Genomic DNA, 17,780 nt, shown 5'->3' with positions numbered 1-17,780 from the left:
TCTAGATGAAGTTTAGTTGCCTGAAAGCATTAAATCAAGGTTTTGGACAGCAGCAGCTGATGCGCCTTTTCCTAAATTATCGAATAGGGCGCTGAGATTAAAAATGCCTTCACGATCATTTCCAAATACGAACAGTTTCATACCATCTTTGTTGGCTAAACATTCTGGATTAAGTCTTTCAAGTGAAACAGTTTCTTCTTGTGATGCTACTAAAATGGTATTTTGTCCATCGTAATGGTTTGCGAGAATTTCGCGCAAATCAGAACAGTTTGCTGATTTTGTGAATAAATGGCGATGCAGAGGAAGATTCACAATCATTCCTTGGGGAAAACGACCCACACTTGGTATAAAAATTGGGGTTTGATTGATTTGTCCATAGATTTTGATTTCTGGCACATGTTTGTGTTCAAGATTAAGACCATAGATAAAATAATTGTCCTGAATATTTTGTTGAGATTGATTTTCCATTTGTAAAATCAACTGTTTTCCACCACCGGTATAGCCGGAGATTGCATTAATCGAGATGGGATAATCGGCGTCTAGCAATCCTGCTTCACGGAGTGGGCGAATCAAACTAATGGCACCGGTAGGATAGCATCCGGGATTGGTTATATAATGTGCTGCTTGGATGCGCTTTCTTTGTCCTGCTGTCATTTCAGGAAAACCGTAAACCCAGTCTGGTGCAACACGGTGGGCTGTCGAGCTATCAATAATCCTAATGTTTTTATTTTTTTTAAGCCAATGAACTGTTTCGCGTGCAGCATCATCTGGAAGACACAAAATAGCAATATCGGCTTGATTAAGATAGTTTTGTCGCAGATGAACATTATGGCGATCTTTATGAGCAAGAGAGAGTAGTTTTAAATCTGTACGCCTTTCTAAGCGTTTTTGTATTTGTAGTCCGGTTGTGCCATGTTCACCATCAATAAAAACTTTGGTTAGCATTCTTATTTGCCTTCGTATTAACTTTGCCTATTATATTCAGCTTTTCACATTATAAATTATTTTTAATCATTAAATTATTGAATTTCTTTAGATTATAGATACCTTTTGTAAAAGGTGTAAACAAATAAGAGTGTAAAAAAAGAAATGTAATCTCATTTTTTACCATTCTCGAGAGGGAAGTTTTTTCGTTGTTTTTATAACAAAGAATAAGATAAATATTTACCTCATTATTTTTGAGTGTAAGTAGTTTAAAATGTTTGGTTTGCATGGTTTGCTGTGTTATCGTTCCTTGACTTTATTTTTTTATGTTAGGAATGTGTTTTATGACTCAGCAAGAAAATGACGCACAAAAGCGCTTTTTTAATGATAATTTACAAACTGTTGATGGTGCAATTTTTGACGCAATTAGAGGGGAGTTTGAGCGTCAACAACATGAAATTGAGCTGATTGCTTCAGAGAATATTGTTTCAAGAGCGGTCCTTGAAGCGCAGGGGTCTGTTTTAACCAATAAGTATGCAGAAGGTTATCCAAGAAAGCGCTACTATGGTGGGTGTCAATTTGTTGATGTCGTTGAAGATTTAGCTATTGAAAGGGCAAAACAGCTTTTCGGTGCTGCGTTTGCGAATGTACAGCCTAATTCTGGTAGCCAAATGAATCAAGCTGTCTTTTTAGCTTTACTTCAGCCTGGTGACACATTTATGGGGTTGGATTTAAATGCTGGTGGTCACCTTACGCATGGTTCACCTGTTAATATGTCAGGAAAATGGTTTGATGTTGTTTCCTATGGTGTGCGTCAAGAAGATCAGATTATTGATATGGATGAGGTTGAGCAGCTTGCAAAAGAACGTAAGCCAAAACTTATTATAGCAGGGGGCTCATCTTATCCACGGCTATGGGATTGGGAAAGATTCCGTGAAATTGCAGATGAAATCGGTGCTCATTTACTCGTTGATATGTCTCATATTGCTGGTCTTGTTGCTGGTGGCGTGCATCCTTCACCTGTTCCACATGCGCATATTGTAACAACAACAACACATAAATCGCTTCGAGGTCCACGTGGTGGTTTAATATTGACAAATGATGAGGCTTTATCCAGAAAAATTAATTCTGCAATTTTTCCTGGTCTCCAAGGTGGTCCTTTAATGCATGTGATTGCCGCAAAGGCTGTTGCGTTTGAGGAGGCTTTGCGTCCCTCTTTCAAGAGTTATAGTGCTAATGTTGTCGCTAATGCGAAAACTTTAGCAAAAACATTACAGGGTAATGGTTTTAATATTGTTTCTGGTGGTACAGATAATCATTTGTTGTTGGTTGATTTACGTTCCAAAAATCTAACAGGTAAACGTGCTGAATTGGCTTTGGGACGCGCTCATATTACCTGCAATAAAAATGGCATTCCTTTTGATTCTGAAACGCCATCTATAACATCAGGAATTCGTTTGGGATCACCTGCTGCCACGACGCGTGGTTTTTTAGAAAAAGAGTTTATTCAAGTTGGTCATCTGATTTCAGAAGTTCTTGATGGTCTTCGGAGTGCAAAAAGTGATGAAGATAATCATGTCGTTGAAATGGCTGTTGAGAAAAAGGTAAAAGATATAACGAATCAATTTCCTCTTTACTCTTATCTTACCACTCGTTAAGGATACAAAGGATGCGCTGTCCTTACTGCCAATATGAGGATACACAGGTCAAAGACTCACGTCCAGCAGAAGAGGGGGCAGTGATTCGCCGCCGCCGTGTGTGTTCCGTTTGTGGTGGTCGTTTTACAACTTTTGAACGTGTTCAGTTGCGTGAGCTCTTGGTTGCTAAAAAAAGTGGACGATGTGAACCCTTCGATCGTGATAAGTTAATGCGATCAGTTGATGTGGCTGTACGTAAGCGCAATATTGATCCTGATCATATTGAACGAGCAATTTCTGGCATTGTACGCCAGCTTGAAAGTTTGGGAGAACCAGAGATTGCTTCAGAAAAAATTGGGCATCTTGTGATGGAAGCATTGAAAAGAATTGATGATATTGCTTATATTCGTTTTGCTTCTGTGTATCGAGATTTTCGTAATGCAAGCGATTTTCACGATGTTATAGATGAATTGTCAAAGGGTATCGCGGATACAGAATCTCGTTTTGATGAATAAAAAAGTGCAAGATGAACGGTTTATGGCTGCAGCTATTCGTTTAGCAGAACGTCATGTCGGTCTTACAGGTGAGAATCCTTCCGTTGGTACGTTAATTGTGCGAAACGATAATGGTGCTGTGGGGGCTTTTATTGTTGGCTATGGCGTAACAGCTATTCATGGGAGTCCTCATGCGGAAGTGCAAGCTTTACACATGGCAGGTTCTTTGGCTCAAGGAGCGACTGCTTATGTTACTTTAGAACCTTGTGCGCATTATGGAAAAACTTCGCCGTGTGTGAATGCGCTTATTGATTCAGGTGTTTCTCGAGTTGTTGTTGCGCTGACTGATTGTGACAAGCGTGTTGATGGTCATGGTATTGCTCTTTTGCGAGCAGCGGGTATTGAAGTGGTTGAGGGCATTTTAGCTGAAGAGGCTTTTGAATCCTTATGGACGCATTGGTGCATAAGGAAGATACAACGCTGTGCGGTCACTTTTAAAATGGCAATTTCTGCCGATAATGGTGTTGGAAAAAGAGAGAAGGGCAGCGTAAAAATTAGTGGAACGCTTTCTCATGCTCATACGCATATTCTACGTGCTCAAAATAATGCTATCCTCGTTGGTATTGGTACTATATTAGCAGATGATCCACAACTCAATTGCCGCTTGCCAGGGATGGAGATGCGCTCACCAATTCGTATTATTTTGGATGCAGATTTATCTATCCCCCTTGATGCAAAAGTTGTCCAAACAGCCATAAAAATTCCTACATGGGTTATTTGTGATGTGGATCTTTCAAAGAAAAGCAAAAAAAATGCATTGGAGCAATATGGTGTGTCTGTTTATTCGGTCGAGATGAACAATGGTTGTGTAGAACCCTTTGCTCTTTTACAGATGCTTTATAAACATGGGATTAATAGTGTTTTATTGGAAGGGGGCGTCAAGACAGGGGAAAAATTTTTGAATGCTGGTTGTGTTGATCATTTGATATGTTTTCATACCCCTATTGTTTTAGGCAAAAATCGTATTGAAGCCCCTCATTTTGGAAATTATCTCTCGCAGTTTCATGAGATTGAGACAAGAATGTTTGGAAATGACCGTTTTTATAAGTGGAGACGTAAGACATTATGTTCACAGGAATTATAACGGATATTGGTTGTGTTGAAGATGTTCAACCTTTAAAGCAGGGGATGCGTTTAAAGATTTCTACCCGCTATGCTATAGAAAGCTTAGCAATTGGCGCGTCAATTGCTTGTTCAGGAATTTGTCTGACAATTGTAGAGCGAGGATTAAAGCAAGAAGATTCTAATTGGTTTGTTGTTGAGGCGTGGGAAGAAACATTACGTTTAACGAATCTTGCACAATGGATAAAAGGAACTTTTGTTAATTTGGAACGTTCGCTTCAATTGGGTGATGAAATGGGAGGACATTTAGTTTCTGGTCATATTGATGGTTTGGCTGAAATCATTGATCAAAAAAATGAAGGGGATGCAATTCGTTTTTATTTAAAAGTTTCAAGACAATTTATGCCTTTCATTGTTAATAAGGGATCTATTGCACTTAATGGGACATCTTTGACTGTTAATGGTGTTGAGGATTGTGTTTTTGATGTTCTTATTATTCGCCATACACTTGAAATGACAACGTGGGGACAAGCTAAAATTGGAGATCGGGTCAATTTGGAAATTGATCAACTTGCTCGTTATGCTGCAAAACTTTTTGCTTTAAAAAGAGAAGATGAATAAGCCAACACTCTATTGATCGTTTTCAGAATTTTATGCTTTATAACTTTGATTTTTTTGATTCGTTTTTTGTGGAATTCCATTATGATGAAAGAGATAGGTAAAAAGCCTCACGTATTGATTGTTGAGGCACGTTTTTATGAGGGGATTTCTGATGCACTTTTGAGAGGTGCAGTGAATACTTTGCAAAAAGCTGAAGCAAGTTATGATGTTGTAACGGTTCCTGGAGCATTAGAAATACCAAGTGCAATAGCTTTTGCTGAACAAAACAAGATATCGTATGATGGTTATGTTGCTCTTGGTTGTGTTATTCGAGGTGAAACATATCACTTTGAAATTGTTGCTAATGATTCTTGTCGTGCATTGATGGATTTAACTGTTCATCAGCACTTGGCTATTGGAAATGGTATTTTGACTGTTGAAAACGAAGAACAAGCATGGGTGCGTGCAAAATTAGATGACAAAAATAAAGGTGGTTTTGCGGCTGAAGCTGCTTTATGTATGATCGCTCTAAAAAAGAGATTTGGAGATAATCGTTAAATATGGCTGATATAAAAAGCAGACATTTTCCGCGTTCAGCCAATAAACGTGGAGCAGCAAGACTCGCTGCAGTTCAAGCACTCTATCAAATGGATATCGTGGGTTCGGGGGTGATGGAAACGGCAGCTGAGTATGAGGCTTATCGTTTGGGAAAAGATATTGATGGAGACCAATATCTTGAAGCTGATTTTCAATGGTTTTTGGCTATTATAACGGGTGTTGTAAAAGATCAAAAGCAGCTTGATCCTCTGCTTCATCAACAGCTTTCTGCAGAGTGGTCTCTTTCACGTCTTGATTCTATATTGCGAGCAATTTTACGAGCAGGTTTATGGGAGTTGATCAACCGTAAAGATGTTCCCGTTGCGGTTGTCATGAATGAGTATGTTGACATAGCAAAGGCGTTTTTTGAAGGTGATGAGCCAAAACTTGTTAATGCAGTTCTTGACAGTATGGCAAAAAAAGTTCGCCTCTAAGAGTTACAAATCCCCCCTATTATAGATCTGATATTATCAGACCTATAATATTGAAACGGTATGCAGACTATATAATTTAGTTATGGGGTGGCAAATTCGCAGGGCCTTTTATAATTTGAATTAAGAAAGGATGTTCTTTTGTTACAGTTGGCGTTGTTTGTGTAATAAAATCAAACACTTGACCGTCTTGTAATCCGTAATTTGCAACTTTTGCAACCTGATTATTTTTATTGAAGTAAATGGCTAAAACTTTGCGATCAATAATCTTTGTTTTCATAAACTGCATCCCACGATAACGTGTCTGTGAGATGTAATAAAAAACTTCATTATCATATTTTGTTTTTAATGAAGGGGTCCCTAAAGTTAAAAGAACTTGCTCTTGACTTGAGCCAATAGAGATAGAACTTAGAGCATTTTTATCAAGAACATAGCCTTCTCTATAAATTTGGCTCGAACCTGAAGAATCAAGAAGGCTACACCCAGCAAGCATTCCTATGCTTGCTATTGATAGACCAATCAATAATTTACGTTTGATTAAGGCTATTATGTGAGGCATTTGAAACAATAGTATCTCCTTTTTATACTGAGATGTAGGACAAGAAGGCAACCTCAAGTTTTTTCTAATTTTAACTTAATCTACCGTAGCTTACACTGAGTTTCCCTGTTATAAAGCAAATTATGCCATATAGAATTTCTTTAGAAAAGAAAAAAATGCATAAATACTTGAGATAAATAAAAACATAGTGCTTTACGCGTTTTTATGTTTGGGAGTTGTCAATGAATGTTCAAAATGTTCCTCAAATGACATTTGCTTTGGCTTATCCAATATCTGTACGTTCTCTACCTGCTAAAGGTATAAGGGTTCATTTTTGTGCAAACAAAAAAGAATGTACACATTTAGCCCAGAACCATGATTTAATTGAAGTAAAATCTTGTGAGGGAAAATTCCATATTTTCCCGTGGAAAAAACGCGGAGTGCGTATAAAAGGTCTGTTGCAAGCGCGTATACTACAGTTATGTGTTGTTACATTAGAACCATTAGAAAATATCCTTTGTGAAAATATTGAGGTTGTTTTTGTTCCTGAAGATTCAAATTTGATGAAGCCCAAAATATCAGAGGATACAGGGGAATTGTTTTTAGATGTGGAGGGGCTTGATACTCCTGAAGTATTTTATGATGATAAAATTGATATTGGCGCAATCATGGAAGAGTTTTTTGAGTTGTCTATTAATCATTATCCACGTAAAGAAGGGATAAAGATGAATATGGGTGAAAATTTAGAAGAAGCAGAGCGAAAATTCTCTCCATTTTCTGTTTTGAAAAATTGGAAGTGATTGTAAAAACATACAAAAAATATCTATTGTATGCTAAACGGTATTTTCTGCGAAGCGATTTTCGCAAGATGTGCTGTGTGAGTATTCAGGAGCCAAAAATCATAATATGTATTTAAAGATGTAAATGAAAAGATGTGGGATATGCAAGCGTGATTAGAATTTCTGTGGATGTCATGGGCGGTGATTACGGTCCAGAAGCAGCTATTGCAGGAGCAGCAATTGTACAAAAATATTTATCAAATATTTATTTTCTATTTTATGGAGTAGAGGAGGCTGTTCGTCCAGTTTTAAAAAAATATCCCTGTTTGGATTCTGTATCGCGCTTTTGCCCTACAGAAAGTTATACACGCATGGATGAAAAGCCAAGCCAAGCACTTCGTAATGGACGTGGTAAATCATCAATGTGGTACGCCATTGAAGCGGTAAAAAATGGTGAAGCTGATGCTTGCATTTCTGCTGGTAATACGGGTGCACTCATGGCCATGTCTTATTTTTGTTTGAAAATGCTTGCAGAGGCTGAACGTCCTGGTATTGCGGGTATCTGGCCAACACTGCGCAGTGAGAGTATTGTTTTAGATATTGGAGCAACAATTGGTGCCTCTGCTAGTCAGTTGGTTGATTTGGCGGTTATGGGAGCAGGTATGTTTCGCGCTTTATATCACACTGAAAGACCAAGTGTTGGGCTTTTAAATGTGGGGGTGGAAGAGGTTAAAGGACTTTATGAAATAAAAAAAGCAGGAATGATATTGCGTGAAGTGCAATTAGAAGGATTGGAATATAAAGGATTTGTTGAGGGCAATGACATTGGAAAAGGAACAGTCGATGTTGTTGTGACAGAGGGGTTTTCTGGTAATATTGCTTTAAAAACCGCAGAAGGAACCGCGCGACAGATAGGAGAGATTTTAAACTCTGCAATGCGCAGTTCTTTTTTAACATCTCTTGGTTATTTTTTATCACGGGCTGCTTTTCGTATACTGAAACATAAAATGGATCCTGATAGGGTGAATGGAGGAGTGCTTTTAGGTTTGAATGGTGTTGTTATAAAAAGTCATGGCAGTGCTAATGCTAATGGCTTTGCTTCTGCTATCCGCGTTGGTTATAAAATGGTTAATAATGGACTTTTACAAAAAATAACGGCTGATTTACGGCGATTTCATGAAAATAAAGAAACACTTTTTGACCAAGAAGATGAAGCGGTGATGAATGGAGAGTCCTTATGATAAGCTCTTATAATAGAAATGAAAAATTTGAAGAAAAGGTAAGAGCTGAATGATTCGGTCAATTATACGTGGTGTAGGAAGTGCTTTGCCGAAAAGAAGTTTATCAAATGATGAGATTGCAAAGTTTGTTGAAACGTCAGATTCATGGATTGTTCAGCGTACAGGAATACGCCAACGTTATATTGCCAGTGAAAATGAAACAACTGTTTCTTTAGGAGTTGAGGCTGCGCAAGCAGCACTTACAAATGCTGGTTTAACAATAAAAGACATCGATTGTATTATTTTAGCAACGTCTACCCCGAATCGTACTTTTCCTGCTTCTGCTGTTGAAATTCAGCATGCTTTGGAAATGAGCCATGGATTTGCTTTTGATATTCAAGCTGTTTGCTCTGGTTTTATTTTTGCTTTAACAACAGGAGATTCTTATTTACGGTGTGGGGGAGCTAAAAGAATTTTAGTTATTGGATCCGATACATTTTCTCGAATTTTAGATTGGGAAGATCGTACGACATGTGTTTTGTTTGGTGATGGTGCGGGTGCTGTTATTTTGGAAGCACAAGAAACTGAGGGGGGTATTGCTTTTGAGCGTGGTATATTGTCTGCGAAATTGCGCTCTAATGGTGCTTATATAGGTAAGCTATATGTTGATGGTGGACCTTCAACAACACAAACGACAGGCTATTTGCGTATGGAAGGACGAGAAGTTTTTAAATATGCTGTTGGTATGATAACGGATGTGGTTGATGATTGTTTTGCAGCTGCAGGTATGGATTCTTCACAACTAGATTGGTTTGTACCTCATCAGGCTAATAAGCGCATTATTGAAGCATCTGCTAAAAAGCTAGGAATCTCACTAGATAAAGTTGTGATTACCGTTGATCAACATGGTAATACGTCTGCTGCATCAGTTCCGTTGGCTTTAACAACAGCTGTTTGCGATGGAAAAATAAAAGAAGGAGATCTTATCATGTTAGAAGCCATGGGAGGTGGATTTACATGGGGAGCAATTCTTATTCGTTGGTAAATTATGGCTACTTGACCATATTTCAAGAAAACGTATAAGTCATTTTGTAATTTTTAATATTTTAATAGGTGGTTATAATGACAAGTAAGACAGTAACGCGTGCAGATTTAGCGAGCGTAGTTTGTAAAAGAGTGGGCTTGTCACATACTGAATCAGCAGCTTTAGTCGAATTGGTTTTGGATGAGATTTGCAACTCACTTGTAAGAGGTGAAGCGGTTAAATTATCTTCTTTTGCAACTTTTCAGGTTCGCAGTAAAAATGAACGTGTTGGACGCAATCCAAAAACAGGTGTTGAAGCACCTATTCCGCCGCGACGTGTTGTGACGTTTAAGGCTGCCAATGTTCTTAAACAGAGAATTTTAGATTCGCATCGTGCAAAACAGAAAAAATGATATCTCATAAATAAATGCCATGGTATGTTTGGTATTTGTTAAAGAAATGTATAAAATAAGGGTCTTTGTTTTTTAGAAAAAGACTGGTGAGTAAGGTGTCAATGATGGTCTTATTTTTGACTAATCTTGTTGAGAAATTGAGACAGAATGAGTCATTGTAAAGTAATTTATTTTGTTTTAAATAAGGTGTTACAAAATGGATAAAAGCTCTGATGCTTTTCGCACAATTAGCGAAGTAGCGGAGTTATTGGAGCTTCCGCAGCATGTCTTAAGATTTTGGGAAACACGTTTTAGGCAGATTAAACCAATGAAACGTGGGGGAGGAAGGCGCTATTATCGTCCGGTCGATGTTGATTTGCTCAATGGTATTAAGCAGTTACTATATGATCAGGGTTATACGATAAAAGGTGTGCAACGCCTTTTGAAAGAAAATGGTGTTGCTTTTGTAACTGCATTGGGTAATGGTGATCTTGATGCTATGAATGTGGTCATAGAGAAGAAACATGCAGGACAAACTTCTGAAAATGCTAGCAATAAGCCTAAGAAATCTTCTTTTGGGCTTTTGAGTTTCATGAGGAGTGAGGGAGAAACATCTGTCGGTTCTGTGAATCTTTACAAAGATAAAACTGATAAAGCATTGTTACAAGAAATTCTGTTTGAACTCATTGAATGTAAGCGTGTTCTTGATAGAGCACGATAATAATATTTTTTTATTTTATATGTGTTTCGTAGATATTTAGATGTTTTATGGATGTGCCCAGAATTTTATACGTTCAACGAGTAGTCATATATCGTATGTGTATATTTAACGAGTTTTTTATAAGAGTTTTTCATTTGGTAAAACATGAAGAAGAGAAAGAATAAACGCTGAGTTTTGCCATTTTTTTTGATTTGGCTTTATAAAAATTAAGGCAATATCTCATCAGTGTAGATTGCGGGATGTAGAATGCCATTAGCTTACCAATTCATGTGCTTGTTTTAAAGAGATGTTTCTTAAGGCTTCTTAATCTTATTTTACCATAATGCCTCGTGAATGATTAATGGTAAACTCGTTGAGTACCGCTATTTTTATACTTATGAAGGTTCAAGTCGGCATCATCATTATAGTTATAGCCTGTTCTCAATGACTGCAACAATCCTTAGCACTTTAGGCGGCTCATTGTAGGTATTTTAAAAGTCCTTTCTCAATAATTTTTATCCACACACTCATTCCGCTTGTTTCGTGCAAGCAAATGATTTTGATAGATTCAACATAAACATATTAAAAATAAGAGAAGCCTATGATATTCGAAACCTTATTTAATATGAATAACGATATATTATCATTATAAATCAATATCTTGTCCTTTTTATAAGGGCTTATCTTACGAATAAGAAATATCATTGTTCAGCTAATTTTACATATTTTTTATTAATAAATATAATCTTGTTTTCAGTTTTCTTGCTTGATGTTGCTATAATTATTGTAATGATCTGTCCATGATAGTAGCAGAATCTTTTCATTATAAAGGTAAAAGATTAATGTTATTATTAATATTCAATTGTCTATGATTTTTGCATTTAAACAGCTCATAGCTTACATTCAACTTTTTCACCAATCCACCTTGTAGAGAGAGAGAGCACGTTACTCTTTCTGGTGATAGGTCATTGTGCATGAAACAAAAACACACTACAATATCAAATTATTTCATTTTGTACAAAAACTGAAGATTTATAGTAAAAAATTAACGTATTACCATCTTCTGTGATATTATGCATTTATTACACGTTGCAAATCTGGAGGTGTTGCTTCATTTGAGAGTTGTTTAATCACATCTTCTACAGATAAAAGGGTTTGATTTGTACTTCCTAAGCGGCGTATATTTACGCTGTTTGTTTCAGCTTCACGTTTGCCACATACCAAAATTACGGGGACTTTTTGTAAAGAATGTTCTCGTATTTTATAGTTAATTTTTTCATTGCGGAGATCTATTGTTGCGGAAAGCCCAACAGCTTTAAGTTTTGCTGTTATTTTTTGGGCATATTCATTTGCTTCGGATGTAATTGTTACAACAACAATTTGTTCAGGAGCAAGCCAAAGTGGCATATGTCCAGCAAAATTTTCGATTAATATACCAAGAAAACGCTCCATTGATCCCAAAATAGCACGGTGGATCATAACAGGTTGACGTTTTTCTGAATCTTTATCAATATAGAATGCACCAAAACGTTCAGGGAGATTAAAGTCTATTTGTGTTGTTCCACATTGCCATTCACGACCTATAGCATCCTTTAATGTATATTCAAATTTTGGACCATAAAATGCTCCTTCACCTGGAAGGATGCTTGTTTTGATTTGTCCTGCAAATTTTGTTTCAATCGTTTTAAGGACAGATTCCATGATACTTTCTGCATGATCCCATAATGCATCAGATCCAACTCGTTTTTCTGGACGTGTTGAAAGCTTAAGACTAATTTCTTTAAAACCAAAATCAGCATAAGTTGATAAAATAAGATCATTAATACTGAGACATTCATCGGCTAATTGTTCATCAGTACAAAAAATATGCGCATCATCTTGTGTAAAACCACGCACACGCATAAGACCATGTAAAGAGCCTGAAGGCTCATAACGATGAACAAGTCCAAATTCAGCAAGTCTAATAGGCAAATCACGATAAGATTTTAAACCATGTTTAAAAATTTGCACATGACCAGGGCAATTCATTGGTTTAAGGGCATAAACATTCCCATGATCTGAATCTTCTGCTGCTGAAATTACTTTGAACATATTCTCCTTATACCAACCCCAATGGCCAGATATTTCCCAGAGTGACCTATCGAGAACTTGTGGTGCATTAACTTCAGCATATTGATGATCATCAAGGCGTCTACGCATATAGCTGATCAAATTTTGGAACATTTTCCAACCTTTTTTGTGCCAAAAAATCATTCCTGGCCCTTCTTCTTGAAAGTGAAATAAGTCCATTTCACGTCCCAAGCGGCGATGATCACGTTTTTCAGCTTCTTCTAGCATATGGAGGTAGGCTTTTAAGTCATTTTCATTTGCAAATGCTGTTCCATAAATTCTCGTGAGCATTGGATTATTGGCATCGCCACGCCAATAAGCTCCTGCAACTTTCATTAATTTGAAAGCATTCCCAATTTGCCCTGTAGATTGCATGTGCGGTCCGCGACAAAGATCAAACCACTCCCCTTGATAATAAACTTTTAAATCTTGATTTTCAGGAATGCTATCAATAAGTTCAACTTTATAAAATTCTTTTTTCTCAGAAAAAACTTTTCTTGCTTTTTCACGAGACCAAATTTCTTTTCTAAAAGGTTTATTGCGTTGGATAATTTCACGCATTTTCTGTTCAATGACGGTGAGATCATCTAATGTAAAAGGTTGTTGGCGTGCAAAATCATAATAGAATCCATTCTCAATGACAGGACCTATTGTTACTTGCGTTTCAGGAAAGAGCTCTTGCACTGCTTCAGCAAGGACATGGGCGCAATCATGCCTTATGAACTCAAGAGCGCGTGAATCTTCTCGGGTAATAATCTCTACTTGACCAGATTGTCCCAATGGATCCGATAAGTCTCGCGTGATACCATCAAGACTATAGGCGACTGCTTTTTTTGCAAGTGATTTAGAAATAGATTCTGCTAATTCCAAGCCTGTCATTTCGGCGGGGTAATTACGTTTTGAACCATCGGGAAAAAAAAGAGAAATAGAGCAAGACATAAAAACACCCTTTTAATCCAATTCCGCTAACGATTGCGGATGGTTTCGTGAAAATTGAGTAAAAAGCTTATAGACTAATTTTTTTATCAATACATGTGAAAAAAGAAAAGGATTATTTGTTGTGTTTGTCAGAAATTTTCCAGTAACACCAAGGTTTATAAAAACAGCAAGAATTTCCAAGCGATGGAGGGACTGGATCAAAGCCATCTGTTCCAAAGGGCCCACAACGCATGATACGAAAGAGTCCCATCCATGCACCAGCCCAAAGCCCATGGCGTGCAATCGCTTCATATGTATATTCTGAACAAGTCGGGGCATGGCGGCACTGATTACCTATAAGGCTCGAAAGTGTTATTTGATAGAAACGTATTAAGAAAACACCCAATAATCGTCCGGGTGTTTTTTGCCAAGTGCCTGTGTAATTCCGAGTCAACTTTTTTTGTCTAGATTGTGATTTGAACATTTATTTTTCTTCAATTTTTTGAATGCAGTCTATCGTTGCATCAAAGGGTAGTAGTGTTGCTGCATGGCGCACTTTATAGTCTTTAATGGGCTGTAAGCAAGAAAAATCCTCAAATGGAGCTTGAGGAGAAGGACCATTTTGCGTTAGCATTTGGTGGATAACTTCACGCAATATTTTAAGATCTTGAGTTGTTTGTCCGATGATATGAGATGCTAAAAGTGAAGCTGAAGCTTGCCCTAGCACACATGCATGTATTTCGTGAGCAAAATCAGTAATAATACCATTTTCCACTTTTAAATCTACAGTGATTGTCGAACCACAAAGGTGTGCATGTTTTCTTGATGTTGCATCAGGATTATTAAGACGCCCAATTTTGCCTATATGTGCAGCATATTTAAGTATTTTATCATTATAGATATTATCAATCATGCGCTATTGCCTGAAATTTTGAGAGTCGTGATTGTTTAAACTTTTAATTCGCTTATATTAGAGATTATACAAAATGAGATAGGTATGGAGCAAATGCTTTGTATAGAGTAAGCTTGGAGTTTTTGAATGCGTAATGTTGTTAAAGAAGACACAAATTTATCTGAAGAAAAGCGTCCGAGTATTGAAGAGGTGGAAGAGGCGATTCGTACATTACTCTTATGGATAGGGGAAAATCCAAATAGAGAAGGGCTTTTAGATACTCCAAAACGTATAGCCAAGGCATATCGCGAGCTTTTTAATGGTTATAGTCAATCGGTTAAAGAAACCTTAGGTACAGTTTTTGAAGAGGTTTCAGGATACAATGAAGCCGTAATCGTAAAGAATATACCTTTTTATTCACACTGTGAGCATCACATGATCCCAATTATTGGGAAAGCACATATAGCATATCTTCCTAATGCAAAAATTGTTGGTCTTTCAAAAATTGTACGTGTTGTAGATATTTTTTCTCGTCGTTTACAAACTCAAGAAGCTATGACAGCGCAAGTGGCTCACGCGTTAAAAATGTATCTGAAGCCTCATGGTGTAGCAGTATTGATTGAGGCTGAGCACATGTGTATGGCTATGAGAGGAATCCAAAAACAGGGCTCTACAACAATTACAAAAAACTTTCATGGTTATTATGAAAAAGATCAAGCGGCACAAGCACATTTTATGATGATGGTTCAAAGGTCATAGTAAAGCCCATATTTCTCGTAATCTTTATTAAGTTATAAAGCATCCGGATAAAATAAATTATGAGAAAAAGAAAATTGGCTTGTACCTTTCTTTATGATTTGTTAAAGGCTAAAAACCAAGATTTTTTCTTTCCACGTGCGGTCGTGGCGGAATTGGTAGACGCGCAGCGTTGAGGTCGCTGTGGGGCAACCCGTGGAAGTTCGAGTCTTCTCGACCGCACCAGTTAGCAGTGAGTCTCTCCATAATGAGATGAAGTTATGTTAGAGAGAGGGGATTTATAGGCATTATAGAAAAATCTTTTTTGTATGTTATTTGTTGGTGTGTTGCCAATAATGTTTCGTTTTTATTACTTTATCTATGCATTTGAAATGTTATATTTTTATAAGGTGGGGTGAAGTTGCAGTGAGAAGTATAATGATTCTGAGATATTTAACACTTCTTATTTGTATTTCTTTATTATCAGCGTGTAGTGATTCACGTGCTGTACTTTGGCATGGGGTGCATGCAACACCTTCTATGACTGCCGTAGAAAGGGAAGTTGAAGGGAAACCAGTTTCTCCAAAAGCCATCGTTCCAGTGTATGTTGCAACGAGTCGTATGATGCAAAATAATTACGCTCAACCTTATGGTGCAGAGCGATCAAATAAAGTTCATTATAATCGTGTTGACGTAGGAATTCCTCAGCAACATGTAAAGGGGGTTGTTGAAATAAATGCCTATAAACCTACGCATGATAAGTATTTTGCAGCAGTAGCATTGCAAAAATACGATAATAAAGAACAGTTTAAACAGCGATTAAATGCTGCTTTAGCAAAAAAGCCAAAAGGAAAAAGAGAAATTTTTCTTTTTATCCATGGGTATAATAATAATTTTGCAGATGGTACATTTCGTACAGCACAGTTTACACACGATTATTCTTTAAATGTTGTCGCTGTGCATTATTCTTGGCCTTCGGCCGGATCAGTTCCTCTTTATATTTATGATCGTGACAGTGCTAATTTTGCCCGTGACGGATTGATAGAGCTTTTAACACTTATTAGTGAAACCAATGCTGATCAAATTTCGGTTATTGCACATTCTATGGGCAATTTTGTTATAATGGAAGCATTTAGAACGTTAGCGTTACAGGGAAAATATAGGCCTATTCGTCGTATTACAAGTTTATTAATGGCTGCACCAGATATTGATGTTGATGTATTTGAGCGCCAACTTAATGATATAAAAAAACTCCCGCAGCCAACCGCTATTTTAGTATCCAGAGCGGATAAAGCTCTTGCGGTTTCAGGACGTCTTACGGGTGGACATCATCGTGTGGGCGATGGCTCAGATATTGAAATGTTGCGTAAAAATGGAATAGCTGTTCTTGATTTCTCTCATGTGGATGGGGGAGCACACAATGTCTTTGCATCTTCGCCAACATTGATGGCTCTTTCTCGAGAAGGTTCTTTGGCTTCCACAATTATGCAAGGTACAGAATTGTCACCTAGTCAAGCCCTTCTTGCTGATGGTAGTAGTGTGTTGGAAAAAACAACACATCTTATCCTTTATACACCTGTACGTTTTCTCTCTCCACGGATTCCACGTTGATCGTGAAAAGAGAGAAGAGGCTCCATCGAATAATGTATTGGAGGTAATATTTTTTAGCACTTTCTTTAGAATGGTCTTGTAAAATGAAAAATAAATAGCGGGATGAATGTAAAAAACAGTCATTAGGTGAGTTTGTGATGATTGCACGGAAACGCTATGTTAATACGCCTACAGTTGTTGATTATTTATCTCATTCCGCAATTAAGTTATTAGACATTCATGCTATGCTTGTGAAGGTGAGAAAAGGTGATATGGGGGAAAAACCAAATTTATTGCGTCAAATTGATTCTACAAAAAAACAGTTAGATGAGATAAGCCATGCTCTTATTTTAGAATATCGTAAACGCCAAGAAAATGAGCGTTTTTTAAAACAAATTCTGCTATCCATTTCCGATCAACTTTTTGCACTTAATAATGGTTTTAAGGAAACAGGACGTCTTTTTTTTCAAGAAGTTAGAATACTTCAATCTCAGATGCAATGTTTGTATGAGGGAAAGGAGAGGCTGCATTTGTTGAATAGCCAAGAATCTTTTTGTTCTCCATCAAAGATTGATGAAGTCATTAAACAGTTACAAAAAGCACGAGAAAAGCTTATTCTTGAAAGCCCACATCTCTTTGAAAAAAGCACAAAAGCTAAACAATGAAAGTTCTTTAGTTGAGCAGATCGATAATTTGAATTTTACAGCAAAAACGCTGTTAGATAGAAGGCTATAACCTTTTTAAAGAAAAGAATTTGCTTTAATAAATGAAATGCATGTATTTTATACTCTCACTCTTTATCGCATTAAAGCTTTAGAAGACTTTGGTTATATCTTTGCTAAAGTTAAGGCTGATGAACTAGGTGGCTTTATTGAAAATAAATGTTTGTGGAAAGAATTTTACAAAAAACTTTCTGATTCTTTTAATAATAGCCCGCCGGATAATTTTACCAATGTTATGAAATTGTTAGTATATTCATTAGGCAAATAAAAAGCAAGTAAAATAAAATATTTATGTCTAATATAAGGGAATAGGTGAATCTTGATTCTATTGAGTTTTTTTGCCTCTATCCCTCATC

General features: G+C 37.0%; 20 protein-coding genes and 1 tRNA gene. 16 read left to right on the top strand and 5 right to left on the bottom strand.

The window, feature by feature from the left end; translation table 11 throughout:
* Nucleotides 1–12 precede the first annotated feature (12 nt).
* The gene (argC, locus tag ACFIK1_RS03920; RefSeq protein ID WP_375662135.1) at nucleotides 13–945 is read right to left on the bottom strand and encodes an N-acetyl-gamma-glutamyl-phosphate reductase; all 933 of its coding nucleotides are present in this window, start codon (nucleotides 943–945) and stop codon (nucleotides 13–15) included.
* Between the two features lie 323 nt (nucleotides 946–1,268).
* Between argC and glyA the strand changes: the two genes are divergently transcribed.
* From glyA to nusB, 6 genes are all read left to right on the top strand, one after another.
* The gene (gene glyA, locus ACFIK1_RS03915) at nucleotides 1,269–2,582 is read left to right on the top strand and encodes a serine hydroxymethyltransferase (RefSeq protein ID WP_375634485.1); all 1,314 of its coding nucleotides are present in this window, start codon (nucleotides 1,269–1,271) and stop codon (nucleotides 2,580–2,582) included.
* 11 nt (nucleotides 2,583–2,593) lie between these two features.
* On the top strand, nucleotides 2,594–3,076 hold the full coding sequence (gene nrdR / locus ACFIK1_RS03910) for a transcriptional regulator NrdR (RefSeq protein WP_015856456.1): 483 nt from the start codon (nucleotides 2,594–2,596) through the stop codon (nucleotides 3,074–3,076).
* Nucleotides 3,069–4,199: a bifunctional diaminohydroxyphosphoribosylaminopyrimidine deaminase/5-amino-6-(5-phosphoribosylamino)uracil reductase RibD gene (gene ribD / locus ACFIK1_RS03905; protein ID WP_375633148.1), complete on the top strand. Its 1,131-nt coding sequence runs from the start codon at nucleotides 3,069–3,071 to the stop codon at nucleotides 4,197–4,199. The genes nrdR and ribD overlap by 8 nt, the downstream gene beginning before the upstream one ends.
* Complete coding sequence (locus ACFIK1_RS03900) at nucleotides 4,181–4,798, top strand: riboflavin synthase (RefSeq protein WP_375662134.1); 618 nt, start codon at nucleotides 4,181–4,183, stop codon at nucleotides 4,796–4,798. Before ribD ends, ACFIK1_RS03900 begins: the two co-directional genes overlap by 19 nt.
* 81 nt (nucleotides 4,799–4,879) lie before the next feature.
* Nucleotides 4,880–5,335, top strand: a complete 456-nt coding sequence (locus ACFIK1_RS03895) for a 6,7-dimethyl-8-ribityllumazine synthase (protein WP_375611572.1) — start codon at nucleotides 4,880–4,882, stop codon at nucleotides 5,333–5,335.
* A 2-nt stretch (nucleotides 5,336–5,337) separates the two neighbouring features.
* Entirely contained in the window at nucleotides 5,338–5,808 is a 471-nt protein-coding gene (nusB, locus tag ACFIK1_RS03890) for a transcription antitermination factor NusB (RefSeq protein WP_015856452.1), read from the top strand.
* A 76-nt stretch (nucleotides 5,809–5,884) separates the two neighbouring features.
* Here nusB and ACFIK1_RS03885 read toward each other — a convergent pair whose 3' ends face one another.
* On the bottom strand, nucleotides 5,885–6,364 hold the full coding sequence (locus ACFIK1_RS03885) for an outer membrane protein assembly factor BamE (protein WP_375607172.1): 480 nt from the start codon (nucleotides 6,362–6,364) through the stop codon (nucleotides 5,885–5,887).
* 221 nt (nucleotides 6,365–6,585) lie between these two features.
* On the opposite strand from ACFIK1_RS03885, the gene ACFIK1_RS03880 reads away from it, so the two are divergent.
* From ACFIK1_RS03880 to ACFIK1_RS03860, 5 genes are all read left to right on the top strand, one after another.
* A complete protein-coding gene (locus ACFIK1_RS03880; protein ID WP_375618504.1) occupies nucleotides 6,586–7,143 on the top strand; it encodes a DUF177 domain-containing protein in 558 nt (185 codons plus the stop codon).
* Nucleotides 7,144–7,292: 149 nt separating this feature from the next.
* Nucleotides 7,293–8,363, top strand: a complete 1,071-nt coding sequence (gene plsX, locus ACFIK1_RS03875; protein WP_375662133.1) for a phosphate acyltransferase PlsX — start codon at nucleotides 7,293–7,295, stop codon at nucleotides 8,361–8,363.
* Between the two features lie 49 nt (nucleotides 8,364–8,412).
* A complete protein-coding gene (locus tag ACFIK1_RS03870) occupies nucleotides 8,413–9,387 on the top strand; it encodes a beta-ketoacyl-ACP synthase III (RefSeq protein ID WP_375662132.1) in 975 nt (324 codons plus the stop codon).
* A 77-nt stretch (nucleotides 9,388–9,464) separates the two neighbouring features.
* Nucleotides 9,465–9,779, top strand: a complete 315-nt coding sequence (locus ACFIK1_RS03865; RefSeq protein WP_273791377.1) for an integration host factor subunit alpha — start codon at nucleotides 9,465–9,467, stop codon at nucleotides 9,777–9,779.
* 196 nt (nucleotides 9,780–9,975) lie between these two features.
* The gene (locus tag ACFIK1_RS03860; RefSeq protein WP_375633143.1) at nucleotides 9,976–10,479 is read left to right on the top strand and encodes a MerR family transcriptional regulator; all 504 of its coding nucleotides are present in this window, start codon (nucleotides 9,976–9,978) and stop codon (nucleotides 10,477–10,479) included.
* A gap of 1,050 nt (nucleotides 10,480–11,529) precedes the next feature.
* Here ACFIK1_RS03860 and thrS read toward each other — a convergent pair.
* From thrS to ACFIK1_RS03845, 3 genes are all read right to left on the bottom strand, one after another.
* Complete coding sequence (thrS, locus tag ACFIK1_RS03855; RefSeq protein ID WP_375662131.1) at nucleotides 11,530–13,506, bottom strand: threonine--tRNA ligase; 1,977 nt, start codon at nucleotides 13,504–13,506, stop codon at nucleotides 11,530–11,532.
* 112 nt (nucleotides 13,507–13,618) lie between these two features.
* Nucleotides 13,619–13,969: a membrane protein insertion efficiency factor YidD gene (yidD, locus tag ACFIK1_RS03850; protein WP_375633141.1), complete on the bottom strand. Its 351-nt coding sequence runs from the start codon at nucleotides 13,967–13,969 to the stop codon at nucleotides 13,619–13,621.
* Entirely contained in the window at nucleotides 13,970–14,398 is a 429-nt protein-coding gene (locus ACFIK1_RS03845) for an iron-sulfur cluster assembly scaffold protein (RefSeq protein ID WP_375662130.1), read from the bottom strand. It abuts the gene before it with no gap.
* Nucleotides 14,399–14,524: 126 nt separating this feature from the next.
* Between ACFIK1_RS03845 and folE the strand changes: the two genes are divergently transcribed.
* From folE to ACFIK1_RS03820, 5 genes are all read left to right on the top strand, one after another.
* A complete protein-coding gene (gene folE, locus ACFIK1_RS03840) occupies nucleotides 14,525–15,136 on the top strand; it encodes a GTP cyclohydrolase I FolE (protein ID WP_375662129.1) in 612 nt (203 codons plus the stop codon).
* A gap of 137 nt (nucleotides 15,137–15,273) precedes the next feature.
* Nucleotides 15,274–15,358 (top strand) — tRNA-Leu (locus ACFIK1_RS03835).
* A 192-nt stretch (nucleotides 15,359–15,550) separates the two neighbouring features.
* Nucleotides 15,551–16,723 carry an alpha/beta hydrolase gene (locus tag ACFIK1_RS03830; protein ID WP_375618498.1) on the top strand — a complete coding sequence of 391 codons (1,173 nt, stop codon included), beginning with the start codon at nucleotides 15,551–15,553 and terminating at the stop codon, nucleotides 16,721–16,723.
* Between the two features lie 137 nt (nucleotides 16,724–16,860).
* Nucleotides 16,861–17,367, top strand: coding sequence for a hypothetical protein (locus ACFIK1_RS03825; protein WP_015856440.1), 507 nt, complete (start codon nucleotides 16,861–16,863; stop codon nucleotides 17,365–17,367).
* 106 nt (nucleotides 17,368–17,473) lie between these two features.
* Nucleotides 17,474–17,692, top strand: a complete 219-nt coding sequence (locus tag ACFIK1_RS03820; RefSeq protein WP_375662128.1) for a hypothetical protein — start codon at nucleotides 17,474–17,476, stop codon at nucleotides 17,690–17,692.
* Nucleotides 17,693–17,780 lie beyond the last annotated feature (88 nt).

It is taken from the genome of Bartonella sp. OC16QHHD, from assembly GCF_042194035.1.
Taxonomy (GTDB): domain Bacteria; phylum Pseudomonadota; class Alphaproteobacteria; order Rhizobiales; family Rhizobiaceae; genus Bartonella.
This window is presented reverse-complemented; position numbering and strand designations above follow the sequence as displayed.